At 58.1% G+C, this 16,404-nt stretch carries 16 protein-coding genes; 4 read left to right on the top strand and 12 right to left on the bottom strand.

What is annotated here, in order from left to right:
- Positions 1 to 4 precede the first annotated feature (4 nt).
- The 8 genes from QP968_RS01200 to QP968_RS01165 form a co-directional block, all read right to left on the bottom strand.
- Complete coding sequence (locus QP968_RS01200; protein WP_284854516.1) at positions 5 to 1,510, bottom strand: UDP-N-acetylmuramoyl-tripeptide--D-alanyl-D-alanine ligase; 1,506 nt, start codon at positions 1,508 to 1,510, stop codon at positions 5 to 7.
- On the bottom strand, positions 1,507 to 2,997 hold the full coding sequence (locus QP968_RS01195; protein ID WP_284854515.1) for a UDP-N-acetylmuramoyl-L-alanyl-D-glutamate--2,6-diaminopimelate ligase: 1,491 nt from the start codon (positions 2,995 to 2,997) through the stop codon (positions 1,507 to 1,509). The genes QP968_RS01200 and QP968_RS01195 overlap by 4 nt, the downstream gene beginning before the upstream one ends.
- 13 nt (positions 2,998 to 3,010) lie before the next feature.
- Positions 3,011 to 4,954 carry a peptidoglycan D,D-transpeptidase FtsI family protein gene (locus QP968_RS01190; protein ID WP_284854825.1) on the bottom strand — a complete coding sequence of 648 codons (1,944 nt, stop codon included), beginning with the start codon at positions 4,952 to 4,954 and terminating at the stop codon, positions 3,011 to 3,013.
- A gap of 117 nt (positions 4,955 to 5,071) precedes the next feature.
- A complete protein-coding gene (gene ftsL / locus QP968_RS01185; protein WP_284854514.1) occupies positions 5,072 to 5,704 on the bottom strand; it encodes a cell division protein FtsL in 633 nt (210 codons plus the stop codon).
- 39 nt (positions 5,705 to 5,743) lie between these two features.
- Complete coding sequence (gene rsmH, locus QP968_RS01180) at positions 5,744 to 6,742, bottom strand: 16S rRNA (cytosine(1402)-N(4))-methyltransferase RsmH (protein WP_284854513.1); 999 nt, start codon at positions 6,740 to 6,742, stop codon at positions 5,744 to 5,746.
- 164 nt (positions 6,743 to 6,906) lie between these two features.
- Positions 6,907 to 7,341, bottom strand: coding sequence for a division/cell wall cluster transcriptional repressor MraZ (mraZ, locus tag QP968_RS01175; protein ID WP_269964698.1), 435 nt, complete (start codon positions 7,339 to 7,341; stop codon positions 6,907 to 6,909).
- Positions 7,342 to 7,946: 605 nt separating this feature from the next.
- Positions 7,947 to 8,336, bottom strand: a complete 390-nt coding sequence (locus tag QP968_RS01170) for a DUF3040 domain-containing protein (protein WP_284854512.1) — start codon at positions 8,334 to 8,336, stop codon at positions 7,947 to 7,949.
- Between the two features lie 98 nt (positions 8,337 to 8,434).
- Positions 8,435 to 8,872, bottom strand: coding sequence for an SAV_6107 family HEPN domain-containing protein (locus tag QP968_RS01165; protein WP_284854511.1), 438 nt, complete (start codon positions 8,870 to 8,872; stop codon positions 8,435 to 8,437).
- 145 nt (positions 8,873 to 9,017) lie between these two features.
- Here QP968_RS01165 and QP968_RS01160 point away from each other — a divergent pair, with 145 nt between their 5' ends.
- The 3 genes from QP968_RS01160 to QP968_RS01150 all read left to right on the top strand — a co-directional run bounded on the left by QP968_RS01160 (position 9,018) and on the right by QP968_RS01150 (position 12,170).
- A complete protein-coding gene (locus QP968_RS01160; RefSeq protein ID WP_284854510.1) occupies positions 9,018 to 9,569 on the top strand; it encodes a GNAT family N-acetyltransferase in 552 nt (183 codons plus the stop codon).
- Between the two features lie 70 nt (positions 9,570 to 9,639).
- On the top strand, positions 9,640 to 10,743 hold the full coding sequence (locus QP968_RS01155; protein ID WP_284854509.1) for a polyprenyl synthetase family protein: 1,104 nt from the start codon (positions 9,640 to 9,642) through the stop codon (positions 10,741 to 10,743).
- 11 nt (positions 10,744 to 10,754) lie between these two features.
- Positions 10,755 to 12,170: an alpha-(1->6)-mannopyranosyltransferase A gene (locus QP968_RS01150; RefSeq protein WP_284854508.1), complete on the top strand. Its 1,416-nt coding sequence runs from the start codon at positions 10,755 to 10,757 to the stop codon at positions 12,168 to 12,170.
- On the opposite strand, the gene QP968_RS01145 is transcribed toward QP968_RS01150, so the two are convergent.
- Positions 12,139 to 12,504 carry an Rv2175c family DNA-binding protein gene (locus QP968_RS01145; protein ID WP_284854507.1) on the bottom strand — a complete coding sequence of 122 codons (366 nt, stop codon included), beginning with the start codon at positions 12,502 to 12,504 and terminating at the stop codon, positions 12,139 to 12,141. The two genes, QP968_RS01150 and QP968_RS01145, sit on opposite strands and share 32 nt — an antisense overlap.
- Positions 12,505 to 12,562: 58 nt before the next feature.
- Between QP968_RS01145 and QP968_RS01140 the strand changes: the two genes are divergently transcribed.
- Positions 12,563 to 13,708, top strand: coding sequence for a protein kinase domain-containing protein (locus QP968_RS01140; RefSeq protein ID WP_284854506.1), 1,146 nt, complete (start codon positions 12,563 to 12,565; stop codon positions 13,706 to 13,708).
- On the opposite strand, the gene QP968_RS01135 is transcribed toward QP968_RS01140, so the two are convergent.
- The 3 genes from QP968_RS01135 to QP968_RS01125 are packed head-to-tail and all read right to left on the bottom strand — an operon-like array spanning position 13,705 to position 16,400.
- Positions 13,705 to 15,093 carry a class II 3-deoxy-7-phosphoheptulonate synthase gene (locus tag QP968_RS01135; RefSeq protein WP_284854505.1) on the bottom strand — a complete coding sequence of 463 codons (1,389 nt, stop codon included), beginning with the start codon at positions 15,091 to 15,093 and terminating at the stop codon, positions 13,705 to 13,707. The two genes, QP968_RS01140 and QP968_RS01135, sit on opposite strands and share 4 nt — an antisense overlap.
- A 33-nt stretch (positions 15,094 to 15,126) precedes the next feature.
- Positions 15,127 to 15,639: a polyadenylate-specific 3'-exoribonuclease AS gene (locus QP968_RS01130; protein WP_284854504.1), complete on the bottom strand. Its 513-nt coding sequence runs from the start codon at positions 15,637 to 15,639 to the stop codon at positions 15,127 to 15,129.
- A gap of 8 nt (positions 15,640 to 15,647) precedes the next feature.
- Positions 15,648 to 16,400 carry a lysophospholipid acyltransferase family protein gene (locus tag QP968_RS01125; RefSeq protein WP_284854503.1) on the bottom strand — a complete coding sequence of 251 codons (753 nt, stop codon included), beginning with the start codon at positions 16,398 to 16,400 and terminating at the stop codon, positions 15,648 to 15,650.
- Positions 16,401 to 16,404: the final 4 nt, after the last annotated feature.

Genomic DNA, 16,404 nt, shown 5'->3' with positions numbered 1-16,404 from the left:
TTTGCTACCTTTCCGTGTTCAACAGCTTCTCGGCTACGCGCCACAATCCTGCGGCATTACTCGCTTTCACAAGCACGACATCGCGGTCAGTCCGCTCGTACCAGTGGTCCTCACCTGGCGGAGCCGAGCTCAGGATACCGGTCACGGTTTCCGCAGCATCCTCGACACCAAAGGCTTGTGCCACCGCGATTCCATGGCGGGCAGAGGCTGTCATGAGCGCATGAATCTCAGGAGTGTCCCCCACCGCGATGAGGTGCGTGATGCCGTATCGCCCAAGATCGTCAGCGAGCGCTGTGTGAGCAGCCACAGAGTCCTCACCAAGCTCGCCCATTTCCCCCAGCACCGCGATGGAGCGCACACCGGGGCGGGCAGCAGCCGTAAATGCAAGAGCAGCGATACCGGCCCGCATCGAGTCGGGGTTGGCATTGTAGGCATCATTGATCACTGTCACACCGTCAGCGCGGGTGGAAACATCCATGCGGTTGACGGACACGCTGTGCGCATTACTCAAAGCGTGAGCCACCGTCGCCGCATCAATGCCAGATTCAATCCCTACAGCAGCGGCAGCCAAAGCATTGGATACCTGGTGGGCACCGAAAACCTTCAAGGAGACCTCGTGCGTCCCACCGGGGGTATGCATGGTGAATGTCGCACGAGCCACGTCATCAAGCACGATGCCCGTGGCGTAGTAATCGGCCTTGGTGTGTGTGGAGAATGTCACGACCTTGGCATTGGTGCGCGAAGCCATGCCCGCAACCAACTCATCATCAGCATTGAGGATCGCAATACCGTCAGCCGGAAGCGCTTCAACAATCTCACCCTTGGCCACCGCAATATTGTTACGCGAGCCAAACTCACCCAAGTGAGCGCTACCAACATTGAGCACCACACTCATCGCAGGTGGGGCGATGTGCGTGAGTTTTTCAATGTGCCCAATGCCGCGCGCGGACATCTCCGCCACGAGGAATTTCGTCTCCTCTGTGCAGCGCAACACCGTATACGGCAGCCCAATCTCGTTGTTGAAAGAGCCAGGTGGTGCGACAGTCTCCCCACCACACGCCAGGACGTTTGCAATGAGGTCCTTCGTGGAGGTCTTGCCCGCAGAGCCCGTCACGCCGGTAATAGAAAGGCCATGCTTATCCGTCAGTTCCTGCGCCACAAACTGCGCCAACTTTGACATACCGGCCACAACTGCTCGGGCAGTGCCATCCGGATCACTCGCCGCGAGGTCCGAATTGTCATTCTCGTCCTGCTGCACAGGCGGAAGAATCACAGCTGGCACACCGATATCGCGGGCAACTAGTGCACCGACTGCACCGCGCTGCATTGCCGCATCCGCAAAGTCATGCCCATCAGCATTCGCACCAGGGAGTGCAACAAACAGCCCACCGTCAGTGATCTTGCGGGAATCAAACTCGACGTACCCGGTCACAGTTGCATCCGGGTCAGCGGAAGAACTCAAGGTCCCGCCGGTGACGTCCGCAATCTGACGCAGTGTCATTGGAATCATGGTCGATCCTCCTTGAAACCCAAGCTAGCCAAAGCCGCGCGGACTTCCTCACGGTCATCAAAGTGATGCACTTCATCACCGACTATCTGCCCAACCTCATGGCCTTTACCCACGACAATGACAGCATCACCCGGTTGCGCCCACGCTACGAGTTCCCGGATAGCCTCAGACCGTGAACCAATCTCACGGATCTCTGGCCCTTCCACTTTCTCTGCTCCGGCGCGTACAGCCTGACGAATCAGCGCTGGGTCCTCACTGCGAGGATTGTCATCAGTGATGATCACTAGATCTGCGCGACGAGCAGCTTCTTCACCCATGGGCGCGCGCTTTGACTGATCACGGTCACCACCAGCCCCCACAACAACACCAAGCCGTCCATCTACCTGCTCCCGCAACGTGGTTAAAGCAGCGGCAATCGCGGCGGGTTTGTGTGCGTAATCCACCACCGCGATAAATTCCTGGCCAGAGTTAATGCGTTCCATACGGCCAGGAACCGCCGCCCCTTCAATACCTGCGAGGAAACGCTCTACATCCACACCAACAGAGTCAGCCAGCGCAGTAGCCAACGCAGCGTTAGCAACATTGAACGCCCCCGGCAACGGCAAGCGGAAGCGGTGGGAGGTGCCGTTTAGAACAAGCTCCACATCCTGCGCGCCGGAATCAGTCGTGCTGAGCAGGCGTGCAGAACAATCAACGCCATCCTGGTTTTTGGTTCCTACGGTGATCACGTTGTGGGCGCGCTGCGCCATCTTCACACCCCATTCGTCATCGATGCAGATGACGGAGGCCTTCAAAGAATCGTCGAAAAGCAATGCTTTTGCTTCGAAATAATCCTCCATCGTCGGATGAAAGTCGAGGTGATCCTGCGAAAGGTTGGTAAAACCAGCGGCAGTGAACTGTGTTCCGCCAACGCGGCCCAACACGAGCGCGTGCGAAGACACCTCCATAACCACGTGCGTGACACCGCGCGCGACCATCTCAGCAAAAAGCTCTTGCAGTTTCGGCGCTTCCGGCGTGGTCAGCGACGTAGGCACATCCTCGCCCATGATGCGAGTACCCGTCGTGCCTATCAGCCCGACCTTCTTGCCAGCCGCTGTCAGTCCCGCTTCGAGCATGTACGTTGTCGTCGTCTTACCGGACGTTCCCGTCACCCCCAGAACCGTGAGCTTGCTCGACGGATTTCCGTAGATGGCTGAAGCGACATCACCCAAAATATCGCGCACACGCTTCACGACGACAACGGGGCGAGTCTCCCCCGCATCCTGCAGAAGCACCCAGCCTTCCTCATCGGTGAGGAAAGCTGAGGCCGTCGAATCATGCGCGAATGTCGCCCCATGCGTGCGGGTTCCCGGCAGTGCCGCAAACATCGCACCGGTTCCCACGGCACGCGAATCCAGACTGATACCGCTGATCTCTACGGCCGCAGCATTTTCAACGCGACCACCCGCGATCTGCGCGATGGTGCTGATAAACATGTGGTTGGTCATGTTCTCTCCCCCTCTACTGAGCCTGGAGGACCATGGGCTCGCCCGGGTCCCGGCTAGGTGGAATGTTTTCGCGTGCAATTAGCCAGTTAGCAATCTGGGTGAACACCGGTGCTGAAGACTGGCCGCCAGCACCGCCTTCAAGCGGGCCGCGTTCCGGATCATCCAGCATCACTGCAACAACAAAACGCGGATCATCTGCTGGCGCAATGCCGGCAAAAGTAATCCAGTAATCCGAATTAGAATACGCGCCTGTATCCGGGTTGACCTGCTGTGCCGTGCCGGTCTTACCCGAAAGCTGGTAGCCCGGAATGTTGTTCCCTTGGGCGGTACCGCTATTGAAGCCGGCGGGATCTTCCTGGAACGGTGCCCGGAACATGTTCACAACCGTGCGGGCAGTTTCCTCGCTGGCAACCCGGGTGCGACGGGGCTCCTCCTGTGGGATCTCCTCCCCTGTCGACGCGGTCACGTTTTTGATAATGCGGGGTTCAATCCGTTCACCACCGTTGGCCAGCGACTGGTAGACACTCGCCAGCTGCAGCGTCGTCATGGACATACCCTGACCAATCGGCAGGTTGGCAAAGGTACCGCCAGACCACTGCTCACGGGTGGGCACCAAACCAGCCGATTCATTGGGCAACTCCACTCCTGTTGCCTGTCCGAGGCCAAAGCGCTTCAGATAATCATCAAAGCGTTCCTCCCCCACGCGCTGCGCCAGCATGAGTGTGCCCACGTTGGAGGACTTACCAAAGATGCCCGTGGTGGTGTACGGAACCACACCATGCTCCCAAGCATCAGCCACTGTCACGCCAGCCATCTCAATCTGTCCAGGAACCTGATGAACTTCATCCGGGTTTGTCAGCCTCTCCTCAATCGCGGCAGTCGCCGTGATGATCTTGGCCACGGAACCCGGCTCAAATGGGTGCGAGATCGACGGGTTGTCAAAACTGCGCCCGTTCTTGAGCTGCTTCTCTAAATCTCCATTTGGATCAATCGTGTCCGTATTGGCCATAGCCAGCACCTCACCGGTAGCTGCATCCAGAACAACCGCCTCAGCACCCTTGGCTCGGGAGTTCTCCTTTGCCTGTTCCAACAACTGTTGGACGTATGCCTGCAAATCAAGATCAATGGTGAGCTCAATCTTCGCACCGTTGACTGCCGGCACAACATCACGCAGCGTGCCCGGAATCACTTGCCCCTTGTCAGAAACATCCAGGGTGGAACGGCCATTAATACCAGTCAAGATGGAGTCACTCGAAGCTTCAAGGCCGAACTGCCCTTGCCCGTCCATGGACACTCGTCCAATGATGTTCTCCGCCACAGCGCCGTTCGGGTACTCGCGGATGTCCTGGTGATCAGCCGCAACACCATGGAACTTCTTAGCCACCTCAGCAGCTACATCGGGATCAACGTTGCGGACCAACACTTCGTAGTCAGTCGACGCATGCAACTTCTCCAGAATGTCCTTGGAGTTCACCTTCTGGGTTTTGACCCTGTTGTCGCTGTCTTCCGACTCATCTTTATCGTCGTCCCCTTGACCAATCATGCGGGGGATCTCATTGGCCATTTGGCGGAGCATGTCTTCCACGCGTGCGCCCTCCTGGGCTTCGACCTCCGCGCGAGTAGCACCCTCATTAACCATGTCATTGCGCGCCTGCTCCCCCAGCTCACGGCGCAGAATCACCGGTGAGACAGTCAGAGAACGTGCTTGCATCGTGTACGAAAGCACGTTGCCTTGCCTATCGACGATCTCCCCTCGCCGCGCCGGATCCACAAACGTGCGCGTCCGTTGGTCAGCCGCAACAGTCTGCAACTGTGGCCCCCACTTCAGCTGCACCCAAGCGAGACGCCCAACAAGAACTAAAGCGACCACGAGAAACACCACGGTCAGCAACTGCATGCGTTTAGCCGTGATGACTTTCTGCGGCTCACCACGTTGTTGGCGCCGCTGCGGATCCATGCGTGTCACGGCGCAGGTCACCTACCTCTCAGTTTTCAGGCTTAATCGCCCTTCATTTTGCCCGGCAACCGCACACCGGAAGCTCACCGCCACACGGCGATAGGAAAACAAATCGGATTACTGCACACCCGGCAGGGACTGCAGCACGACAGGTGCCGGCAGCGGCGAGAGATTATCAGCAACATCAGCGGTTTCGCGGCGGTCACTCGTTGCACGATCCACGCGGATTGTGTCACCATTGACATCCACCACACGCAGGGTCTTCGCCGCATCAGCCGGGCCGACCTCTGTTGCCTCACCGCGGTCATTCACGGTGATAATGCCCGCCTGGCCCGGGACAACCATTCCCGCTTGCCCAGCCTTCGCAGCAACTCCCGCAGCAGCACGAGAATCCTCGACGTTACGGCTCAAGGTTTCAATCTCATTCTTTAAAACGCGCTCTTCACTCTGCAGCTGCTGAATAGTGAAAGTCTGCTGCGTGGACAATGCGGACAACAACATCGCCCCGAAAATGCCCAGCACCAAAAGTGGCAGCGACAAGATGGACATCCGTGAAAACTTCCACTTCGTATCCGTCGTGGCAATTCGGCGCCCACGCACCGACACGACCTGCTTCGACCCCAACCTGCTTGGGCGCGGAACGTGCGGCGCAAAACGGGGCTTCGGCGGGGTGAGCGTAGTACGACCACGACCACGTTCAAGCAGCGCAGTGCCGGCGTTGCCTGCGGTGAGATCTCGGCTTGCTCCCATTGTCCTTGTTTCCTTCGCGGTGCTCATCGTTGGTTGGGGTTAGTTGCTGATCTTTTCTATGGCGCGTACCCGGACAGGGGCAGCTCGCCTGTTTTGTTCTATTTCCGCTTCAGAGGCTTTCTCCGCCCCGTGAGTGACAGCTTTGAACTTGGCTTCCATCCCCGGCAGCTCGGTGGGTAGCCCCGGCGGGGTTTTGGAGGTAGTAAGTTCGGTGAACGCCTTCTTCACCAACTTGTCCTCGTGGGATTGGTAGCTCATAAACACCGCACGCCCGCCCGGCCCGAGCGCTTCAGCCACCATGGGGAGAACGTTCTGCAGCGCATCAAGCTCACGGTTCACCTCTACGCGTAACGCCTGGAAAGTTCGCTTCGCCGGGTGCCCGCCAGTCCGTCGCGTCGCGGCCGGGATGACCCGATACAACAGCTCAACCAAACGGCCCGACCGTGTGAACGGTTCCTTTTCACGTTCAGCCACCACCGCTGATGCGATCTTGCCAGCGAAACGCTCATCCCCATACGTCTTCAACACCCGCGCGAGATCACCGTGCGAGTACGTGTTCAAGACATCAGCGGCAGTGATCCCCTGACTGGAATCCATCCGCATATCCAGTGGTGCATCAACCTTGTACGCAAAACCACGCTCGGCTTGGTCCAGCTGCATTGAGGAGACACCGAGGTCAAAGAAAGCACCGGCAAGCCCATACTCCCGTGCCTTATCCGCAATCGACCCTTCCTCGGTTACCAACGCCTCTTCAAGGCAATCAAAACGCCCCTGCACCGGCAGGAACCGATGTGAAAAAGGCGCAAGCCGTTCCGTGGCATTGCGCAGCGCTTCCCCATCGCGATCAATTCCGATCACAGAAACATGCGGGAAAATGTCCAAGAAGTATTCCGTGTGGCCCCCAGCCCCCAGCGTGCCATCAACGATGACAGCGTTCTCACCGAAAGCCTCCACCGCGGGACGCAGCAACTCACCCATGCGATCACGCATGACAGGGACATGCCCGTGGCTGACGTCATGTGCCGTACTCGTTGCCACCGGGTCCACCCCCTTTAATCGCGGCTTTGTTGTTCACTTACGTGCATCCGCGGGGAACGTATAGAGCCCTACCCGGGGCGGTCATTCTGATATCGGGGAAGTACACCAGAACGACTCGCGCCCCGAGCAGAGGTCATACACGCTCTCCGCTAATCGCCCGCCCTTTAGAGCAGACCCGAGAGAATATCGTCCTCATCAGCCGCCGAGAAAGCGGCCTCCGTATTTTCTTGGTATTTCGCCCAGGACTCTGCATCCCAGATCTCCAAGAAATCCACTGAACCGATAACCACGCACTCCTTAGTCAGTTGCGCGTAATCCCGGTGCGCCGGCGACAGCGTGATGCGACCAGATCCGTCAAGCGTCTGCTCATCCGCACTTGCTGCCAAGTTACGAATGAAGGCACGCGCCTTCGGGTTCGTGCGCGAAACTGCGGCTGCCTTACGTGCGCGTGCCGCAAATTCCTCGCGGGGATAGACCGCCAAAGAGTGGTCCTGCCCCTTGGTCACCATCAGCCCGTCCGCCAAACCCTCACGGAATTTAGCGGGCAACGTCAGGCGCCCCTTGTCATCCAGCTTTGGGGTGTAGGTGCCTAGAAACATCCGGCGCCCCACCTTTCTTGCTCAATGACTCCGGTTGTGAACTTTTGTCCGCGAAAGGCCAGAAGTGTCCCACTAACCTCTCACTGCGCCCCACTTTATCCCACTATCCCCCACAAACGCCACTTTAACGCGAAACTTTCTTTCCGCGTTTCATATTTTTCGAGGTCAACTCACATAAAAATTAGTGGTGGACACACCCGCACACATGATTAACAAGAGTTAACTTAACCCCCTCAAGTGCAAATCACCCCCATCCGCACAAATCCAAATCCAAGAATAAAGCCAAGAAACCTAAGGCAAATTGTGGAGGTGGGTGAAAGTGGGGGACGCGAGTGGGTGAAAGTGGGGCTAAGCCGCCCCCCTACACACATCGAAGCAGAAGATTGCATTGCACTGGCAACTACCAAACGGGAGAAATTTCCTACGCGGGATTTCATCCGGGCCGATTCGTCGCAATGGAACTTCCCACACGGACCCAGCGAAGGAAAGCGACCAAGGACACCCCTCGCTTCCCCTTCACCCTCCAGGTACACTTGCTGCCACTTAACTCCCAAAAATGAGCGCACGAAAAAATCCCCGCCAACTGGCGGGGACTGATGCGTTACCTATTGGCCTTCAAACCGGCGACGGAAATTCTCTTCCATCCGGGAGCTCATGCCACCGCGCTGCGACGGATGCTTGGCGCGGCCCGCCTGACGTGCGTTCGGTTCAGCTGGAGTGCGAAGGGCCCAAACCCCACCCGCGAACATGACTACGAAGCCCATGATGCTCAGGCTGACAAACCACAAGCTCTGCGTTGCCAATGCCACGCCACCGACAAGCAGGCACAGCCCCAACACGATGAGGGCCAAAGAACGCATTGTTAGACGCCCAGATTCAGTGCCATCTTGGAAACGGGACGCGGAAGCGACGGATGCCCCGAATTTCGGGTCATCCGCAAGGAGCGACTCCTCGATCTCGCGGAGCAGCTGCTGTTCTTGCTCAGAAAGGGCCACGATTCCTCCAGCCGTGCACTTGATGTCCACTTTGAGGATATAACGATTCAGTGGGCAGTTTTGTTCCTCAGGATAACAGTTCAGCCCAAAAATCGCTTCTACGCTGCAGCCAAGGATTGATCTTCGCCCGCAACTTCAGCGTAGAAATCCGCAGCATCCGCAACAAGTGCTGTCGCCTTTAGCGGGTTTGGGCGAAGCTCAATGCCGGACGCAACCCGCCCGCGCAGCGTGGAGTAACCACTAAAAACATCAGCCCACATCTCGCCTTGGGGGCCAGTAATACGCAACTTGTCCCATGCACTCGTAGGTAGCCTCTTGCGCTTAGCCACGGCCACTGACTCCGCAATAACCGCACCCGCCGTGCGCAAGGCCGCGCGATAAGCACTCTCAACCGCAAGGTCGTACTCGCCATGCGCAATTCGCAAGTGAGCATCCGCGAGAAGCTCCCGTGCAGAATCAAGAAATTTATCGTGGCGTGTAGGCCGCGGAACCGTGCCATATGTAGCGCCTGTCGTGGCAGAAATAATGCTGTTCATCTTTAACACCTCACTGTGACCTGCTTTGTTGCCTTCACATTAGAAAGCCCGTGCGACACCCCTCCCCCAAAATTCGAACATCTGTTCTAAGTTTCATATTTTCACTCCACTCGAGATCACGTCATGGTTCGATAGTGGAGTGCCTATGACATTCCGCCACCTAACGGCGCCACAGTTCATTGAGATGGTGCCGGAACTCGTGGACCTATACATCGCGGCGATGAAATATCCACCCGCGATTCGTGAGCAGCGCATCGCTGTGTGGTGCCGTGATGCCACTTCCCCAGGCTTTGTTGCCGTGGCTGCCTATGAAGGCGACTCATTAGCCGGTATCGCTTATGGCTTCAAAGGCACACGTGACCGGTGGTGGGACCTCCAATTGAGAAGAGGCCTGTTTCAGCGACAGGCAATGACGCCAGCCATGATCACGGTGATACGGAACTATTTTGAGGTCGCCGAAATTCATGTTGCGCCTTATTTGCAGTGCAAAGGAACTGGCCGGAAACTCATGCACTTGTTGCTGGAGCAAACTACGGAACCCTACGCATTGCTATCCACACCGGAGGTGCCAGGTGAGAATAATGCTGCGTTTGGGCTTTACCGTTCCCTCGGGTTCCTGGACGTTCTGCGCCATTTCACCTACGACGGCGACAGTCGGCCCTTTGCCATCCTGGGCAGGAAACTGCCTCTGGCCTGATCGCCCGCGCCTAGCTGTAAAGTGAGCGGTATTGCTAACCGCCCGCAACTGGTTAAAGGAGCCATGTTTCGTGGAACAACCCCCTTTCGGTTCCGTCCCCACTCTCGATGATGTTCCAGCGGCGGTAGAACGCCAACTGGACGCTTTTCTCAATGAGGTCTCCCCACCCGTTGCGCAGATCGGTGGTCCTGTCGCAGATGCCGTGGGACTTTTGCGTGACTTTGTTCTGGGCGGCGGAAAGCGCATTCGCCCGACTTTTGGCTGGGTGGGCTATACCGCTGTTGGGGGCTTGGACAGAGGCACGGAAGACCCCTTGGCTGTCCTGCGGGCTGTCAGTGCGCTCGAGTTCATCCAGGCATGTGCGCTGATCCACGATGACATCATCGACGCTTCCGATACCCGGCGCGGCAACCCTACTGTTCACCGGTCAGCGGCAGCTAACCACCGGGCACGCGGGTGGCACGGTGACGCAGATGTCTTCGGGCAGAACGTGGCTATCCTCATCGGGGACCTAGCGTTGGTGTGGGCAGATGACATGTGGCATGGCTCAGGGCTGAGCACCGCTGCCCGTGACCGCGCGCATGAACCGTGGCGTGGGATGCGCAGTGAGGTCATCGGTGGCCAGATTCTGGACATCTCCTTGGAGGCGGCGGGCTCAGAGAGTGAGGAGCTGGCTAACGCGGTGAATGTGTATAAGACCGCCGCATACACCATTGAGCGCCCACTTCACTTGGGTGCCGCAGTTGCCGGTGCAGATGAGACGACGATTGCCGCATTGCGCGGGTACGGTCGCGACATTGGTGTGGCGTATCAGCTGCGGGACGATTTGTTGGGGGTCTTCGGAGACCCGGAGATTACAGGTAAACCTGCTGGTGATGATCTGCGGGAAGGAAAGCGCACTGTCTTGTACTCGCTTGCTTTACAGGCCGCGGATCGGACTGATCCAGCGTCCGCTGAGAAGCTACGCTCTGGGATCGGAGTGGTACAGGACCCAAAGGATATCGCGGAGCTCGCGGCGATTGTGGAGGGGACGGGGGCGGTGGAGGACGTCGAAAAGCGAATTGCGCACCTGACGGAGTCCGGACTTTCCTTCCTAGACCACGCGCAGCTGGACCACAGTGCCGCAGAGGCATTGAAGACAATGGCTGAGAAAGCCACTGCACGACGTATGTAAAGGATTGTTCGTTGGCAGCACGCTCCTGGATCATCCCGCTCGGCGCCGTGGGCTCAGTGCTCATGATGTTGGGTTCTTTTGGCGCTGGCGCGACGCGTAACCGCGGTGGTGTGCTAGACGCCCTCGGTTGGTCATCACTCAGCTATGGTCACGCGCGCGGCCTCATGGATGTGATGCTGACAACGGGCATATTCCTGCTGGTGGCGGCATGGGTATTGCTGGGTAGCGAACGTCGCGAGAAGGCTGTTCGCACAGCACTGTGGGCGTGGACAACACCTTTGGTTCTTGCCGCGCCGCTGATGTCACGGGATGTGTACTCCTACCTGATGCAGGGGGCAATGGTCCGTGACGGATTCGACCCGTACTCGGAAGGCGCTGCCGTCAACCCTGGGCCTTATTTGTTGGAGGTCTCCCACGACTGGCGGAACACCACAACGCCATATGGCCCCCTGCATTTGTGGATCGGGGATGGGGTGACCACGCTGGTTGGCGATAATGTCACAGCCGGTCTCATCGTGTACAAAATCATCTCCCTCGCAGGATTTGTAGCCATCGCTCTTGCTGTCCCACGCATTGCGGAGCACCTTGGTGGGAACCCCGCTCTTGCACTGTGGCTGGGTGTAGCTAACCCAGTGATGATCATCCACATGGTGGGTGGCATGCACAACGAATCCGTGATGGTCGGGCTCGTCTCCGTTGGTTTGCTGGCCTGCCTGCGCGACCGGTTCGGTTTTGGCGTTGCACTCATCGGCGTGGCGGTATCGCTCAAGGCCACCGCAGCTATCGCGCTACCTTTCGTCGTGTGGATGATGCTGGCCCGGTACGCACCAAAGGGCACTCCCCTGGCGAAACGATGCGGCGTGTTCTTTCTCGGCGGGGCAGCTACCGTGGGCATCTCTGTTGCAGTTGTTGCAGCCGTCACATGGGCATCTGGCACATCGTGGGGCTGGTTGGCGCAGATCTCCGGCAACTCCAAGGTGGTCAATCCCCTGTCAGGTGCCACGCTCATGGCCGATGCGGTCGCGCCGTTCATTCAGCTTATCGACGAAACCTTTAGGTACAACACCATCCTCACCGGCGCCCGCACAGTTGGTTCTTTGCTCATGCTCGCCGGATTGGTGGCAGTGTGGGCCATCTTCCGTCAGTCAGACCGGCGCGCAATCATGGGTATCACGCTGGCCTACCAAGTCGCATTCCTGTTCAACGCCGTCACGCTGCCGTGGTACTTCGCCTCATCTCTCACCCTTGTGGGCACGTTCAAACCCCGGCCATGGCTAATCAAGCTCACGGTGGCGGCATCTGTTGTGGTTGCACTGTCCTTCATGGGTAGTGGCAACCACCGTTTCTACGACGGCTGGTGGATGATGCTCACCGCCATCGCTGCATGGCTAGCGGCTAGAAGGCCATTGCCTGAGCACGCCGAATAACCTCACGCGCACCGTGCCCATGAAGCGCGTCGATAGGCCGCCCCGGCAAACTCTCATCAGCGGTGAAGAGGTACCCCAAAATCTCATCCTGAGTGAAACCGCCGTCTAGCAATACGGTGATGGCGCCGGAGATGAATTTGGATAGGCCCCCGTCGTCGAGAAGCGTTGAAGGAACGACCTTTACCCCTTCCTTCTTCCAGGACAGAAGCTTGCCTGCATTGACATAGTCGTGCACTTTGGTCACGGGCACACCAAGCTGCTCCGCAACCTCAGGGAACGTCAAAAGTGTCTCGCCGGCGAGCAGTGCATCAAGGTCGTAATTCTCTGTACTCACGGTGAATACTCTACGTCAGCTACCACTTCATTCCACCCGTGCACCATACTTGGAAGACATGAGTGAACTTCAGCCCGGCGATGTTCTGGAAGGCCGGTACGTGATCGACCGCCCCATCGCGCGTGGCGGAATGTCCACCGTGTACCGCTGTTTAGATACGCGCCTGGACCGTGAAGTAGCGGCGAAAGTCATGGACGCGCGCTATCTCGATGATGATGTGTTTCTGAACCGCTTCTCCCGCGAAGCACGCGCGATGGCGCAACTTTCCCACCCGAATCTCGTGGGCGTGTATGACTTCTCTGCGGATGGTGAGGATGTCTTCCTCATCATGGAGCTCATCACCGGCGGGACCCTGCGCGAACTCCTGGCTGAACGTGGCCCCATGCCACCACATGCAGTTGCTGAAGTCATGCGGGGCATGCTCACCGGACTTGCGGTTGCGCATGATCGGGGCCTTGTCCACCGCGACATCAAGCCAGACAACATCCTCATCGCCGGTGATCACACCGTGAAACTGGCAGATTTCGGGTTAGTGCGCGCCGCGAGTGAATCAAACCGGTCCACCGACCAGATCGTGGGCACCGTGGCCTACATCGCCCCGGAGCAGGTTGATGGCTCACCTCTAAACCTGGCCACAGACGTGTACTCCGCCGGTATCGTGCTCTTCGAACTCCTCACCGGCACCGTCCCCTTCCACGGCGACACCCCGCTTGCCCACGCCATGGCACGCCTCAACTACGACGTACCGCCACCCAGCAGCCGAATTGCTGGAGTTCCCATGCTTTTCGACGAATTGACGGCCACCGCCACCGCCCGCAACCCCCACGATCGCTTCACCGGCGCCCACGAGTTTTTGGACGCCATCGAGGACGTCTCCGCGAGCTTGCGCCTCCCCCACTTTGTGGTTCCCCTGCCCACGCAGTCGGCCGCGCACCGCGTTGCTGCTATTCCCACGAGCATCACTGAAGTCCCGGAGGACATGCCTGATGCTCCAGTGGTTCCGGAACGCGTCGAGGTTCCAGAGGTTGTTGAGCCACGCCGACCACAACCCATCCCAGAGCCGGAGACCAACAGGTCGGGACTCCGCTTGGCGCTCACGTTGCTTCTCATGACAGCAGCCACCGCGGCTGTTGCCGTCGGCGGCTGGTGGTACGGGTCCGGATTCTACGGGGAGATCCCCGCACTCATCCGGCCGGCGTTCTAGTTACGGAGCATCTCCGCTACCAAGAAAGCAAGCTCCAAAGCCTGCTCGGTGTTCAGACGCGGATCACATGCAGACTCGTAGCGGCCCGGCAGATCAATATCCGTAATGTCCTGAGCACCACCCAAGCATTCGGTGACATGCTCACCCGTGAGCTCAATGTGGATACCACCCGGGTGGGTGCCCAGGTGACGGTGAACCTCGAAGAAGCCCTGCACCTCATCGATAATCTTGTCAAAGTGGCGGGTCTTGTAACCGTTCGATGCCGTGAACGTGTTGCCATGCATCGGGTCAGACTGCCAAATAACCTTGTGGCCCTCACGCTCCACTGCCTGGACAATACCCGGCAGAACATCGCGCACCTTGTCGTGGCCCATGCGAGCCACAAAGGTCAGGCGACCCGGCTGGCGGTTCGGATCGAGCTTCTCGGCGTACCGGACAGCTTCTTCCGGGGTCACGGTCGGGCCGAGCTTGAGGCCAATCGGGTTATCAATGAGCGCTGCGAAGTTAACGTGGAAGTCATCCAGGCCACGCGTCCGCTCACCAATCCACAGCTGGTGTGCCGAGAGGTCGTAGAGCTTCGTGTCACCATTCTCATCCTTGGCCAAACGCAGCATCGCACGCTCATAATCCACGAGAAGCGCCTCGTGGGAAGCGTAGATTTCTGATGTCCGCAGCTCACGGTCGTTCACCCCACAGGCATCCATGAAGTGCAGCGAACGGGTGATCTCACGGGACAGCGCCTCATAGCGTGCACCGGCAGCGGAATTAGCCACGAACTCACGGTTCCATGCCTCCACTCGGTACAGGTCAGCCGTACCAGAGGTGGTCAACGCACGGACCAGATTCATCGCAGCAGATGCGTTTGCGTACGCACGAATCATGCGCGCCGGATCATGTTCACGTGACTCCGGTGTCGGGTCCACACCATTGACAATGTCACCACGGTAATTGGGCAAACCATTCTCATCCAGATCAGACGAACGCGGCTTGGCGTACTGGCCAGCAATACGAGCCAGCTTCACCACCGGGGTGGATGCACCGTACGTGAGCACAACTGCCATCTGCAGCAATGTCTTAATGTTGGCGCGAATGTGAGGCTCAGTGTTGGACTCAAACGTCTCAGCACAGTCACCGCCCTGCAGCAAGAAAGCCTTACCCTCTGCAACTTCGGCCAGTTGCTGCTTCAGCTTGTGAATCTCCGGCGCCACAACAACCGGCGGCACGGATTCAAGGATCTTACGAACATAAAGGGCTGCGTTCTCATCCCACGTGGGCTGCTGCTTTGCAGGGAGGTTCACAACCTCTTGGAAGGATTCAAAAATATCGCCCGGCAAAGGCGGAAGATCAGGGAGCACTTCTTTGGGGATGTCTACTGTCCAGCTCATTCTATAAGTTCTAGCACGTCGTAGACGGTATGCCTATCTATTTAATACAAAGCCACGTCGATCGAGGGGGAGAGCACGCTGACAAGCCCGGAACTTGTGAAGGTTATGGCGTGCATCCACGAGTGCATCATGGTTATCCTTCGGCGTCCGTGGCAAGGACGGGCGACCAGCCATATCCCAGTACTGCTTCAATTCACGGGTGAAGCGCGGCAAATCCTTGGGCAGCTTCGTCATATCCCCCCAGAGCTGAGCAAACACCACGTGGTCGTAAGCCCCCACCCACGCCCACAGCTCCGGACGGTGCCCGCCAAAGGTCAGAAACTCATAAACCTCGTCCCGGATCTGGCGCTGCGGCTTCCACACTGGATTATCCAGATTAGGCAGCTTAGCTAGCACGTTTTCGCGCACCCACCGGTTCGCGCGTGTCCCATCAAAATCGGTTGAAACCGCGTAGTACTCGCGCCCATCCTCCGCAACAATGCCAATGGACACGAGCGTGATGGTCTGACCATCCTCAATAAATTCAGTGTCGTAGAAGTACCGCACAAATAGCCTTAATCCAGCGTGTTCCCCGTGGGCTCAGTGCCCTTCGGGTACCCCTTGCCGGCTTCAAGAGACTTCTTCACATCGGCGGCGTACGCATCCACATAGGAGTAGCCGGACAGCTCAACGAGCTGCTCCATGAAGAAATCCGTGAACGGACGCCACACGGCTGGATCATCTGGCTCAAAACCGTTGTCACGCGCCCACTGGTGCGGGTCAACTGGCTCACCAATTTTTACGCGCACCTTCGTCGGACGGGGTATCCATGAACCAATCGGGTTCGCATTACGGGTACCAATCATGGCTACCGGAATACACGGCACACCCGATTCCATGGCAACGCGAGCCATACCCGTCTTGCCTTTGTAGATCCTTCCATCCGGCGAACGCGTGCCCTCCGGGTAGATGCAGAACAAATCGCCGTTGCCGAAGACCTCCTTGGTCACCTTCAACAACGCCGAACCCGCGTCCTTGGACTCACGGTCAATGGGAACCTGCCCCACCGCCGTCATGAAAAACTTTTGCACAGCACCAGAAAAACCCGGGGATGTGAAGTATTCCTTCTTCGCTGGATGAACCAGCTGGCGCGGGCACACCAGCGGGAAGTAGAAGGAATCCATGACTGCCTGGTGGTTGGACACCATGAGCGCCGGGGTGCCCTCCGGCGGGATATTGTCCAAACCTTGGGTCTCCGGGCGGTTCCACAAACGCAGCCACGGCCCAATCAGGATGTACTTAAAGAACTTGTACCACTTGTTGTTCATATTT

Source organism: Corynebacterium sp. MSK041 (assembly GCF_030232265.1).
Classification (GTDB): Bacteria; Actinomycetota; Actinomycetes; order Mycobacteriales; family Mycobacteriaceae; genus Corynebacterium.
Note: the sequence above shows the minus strand (reverse complement) of the source record. Positions and strands in the feature narration are given on the sequence as shown.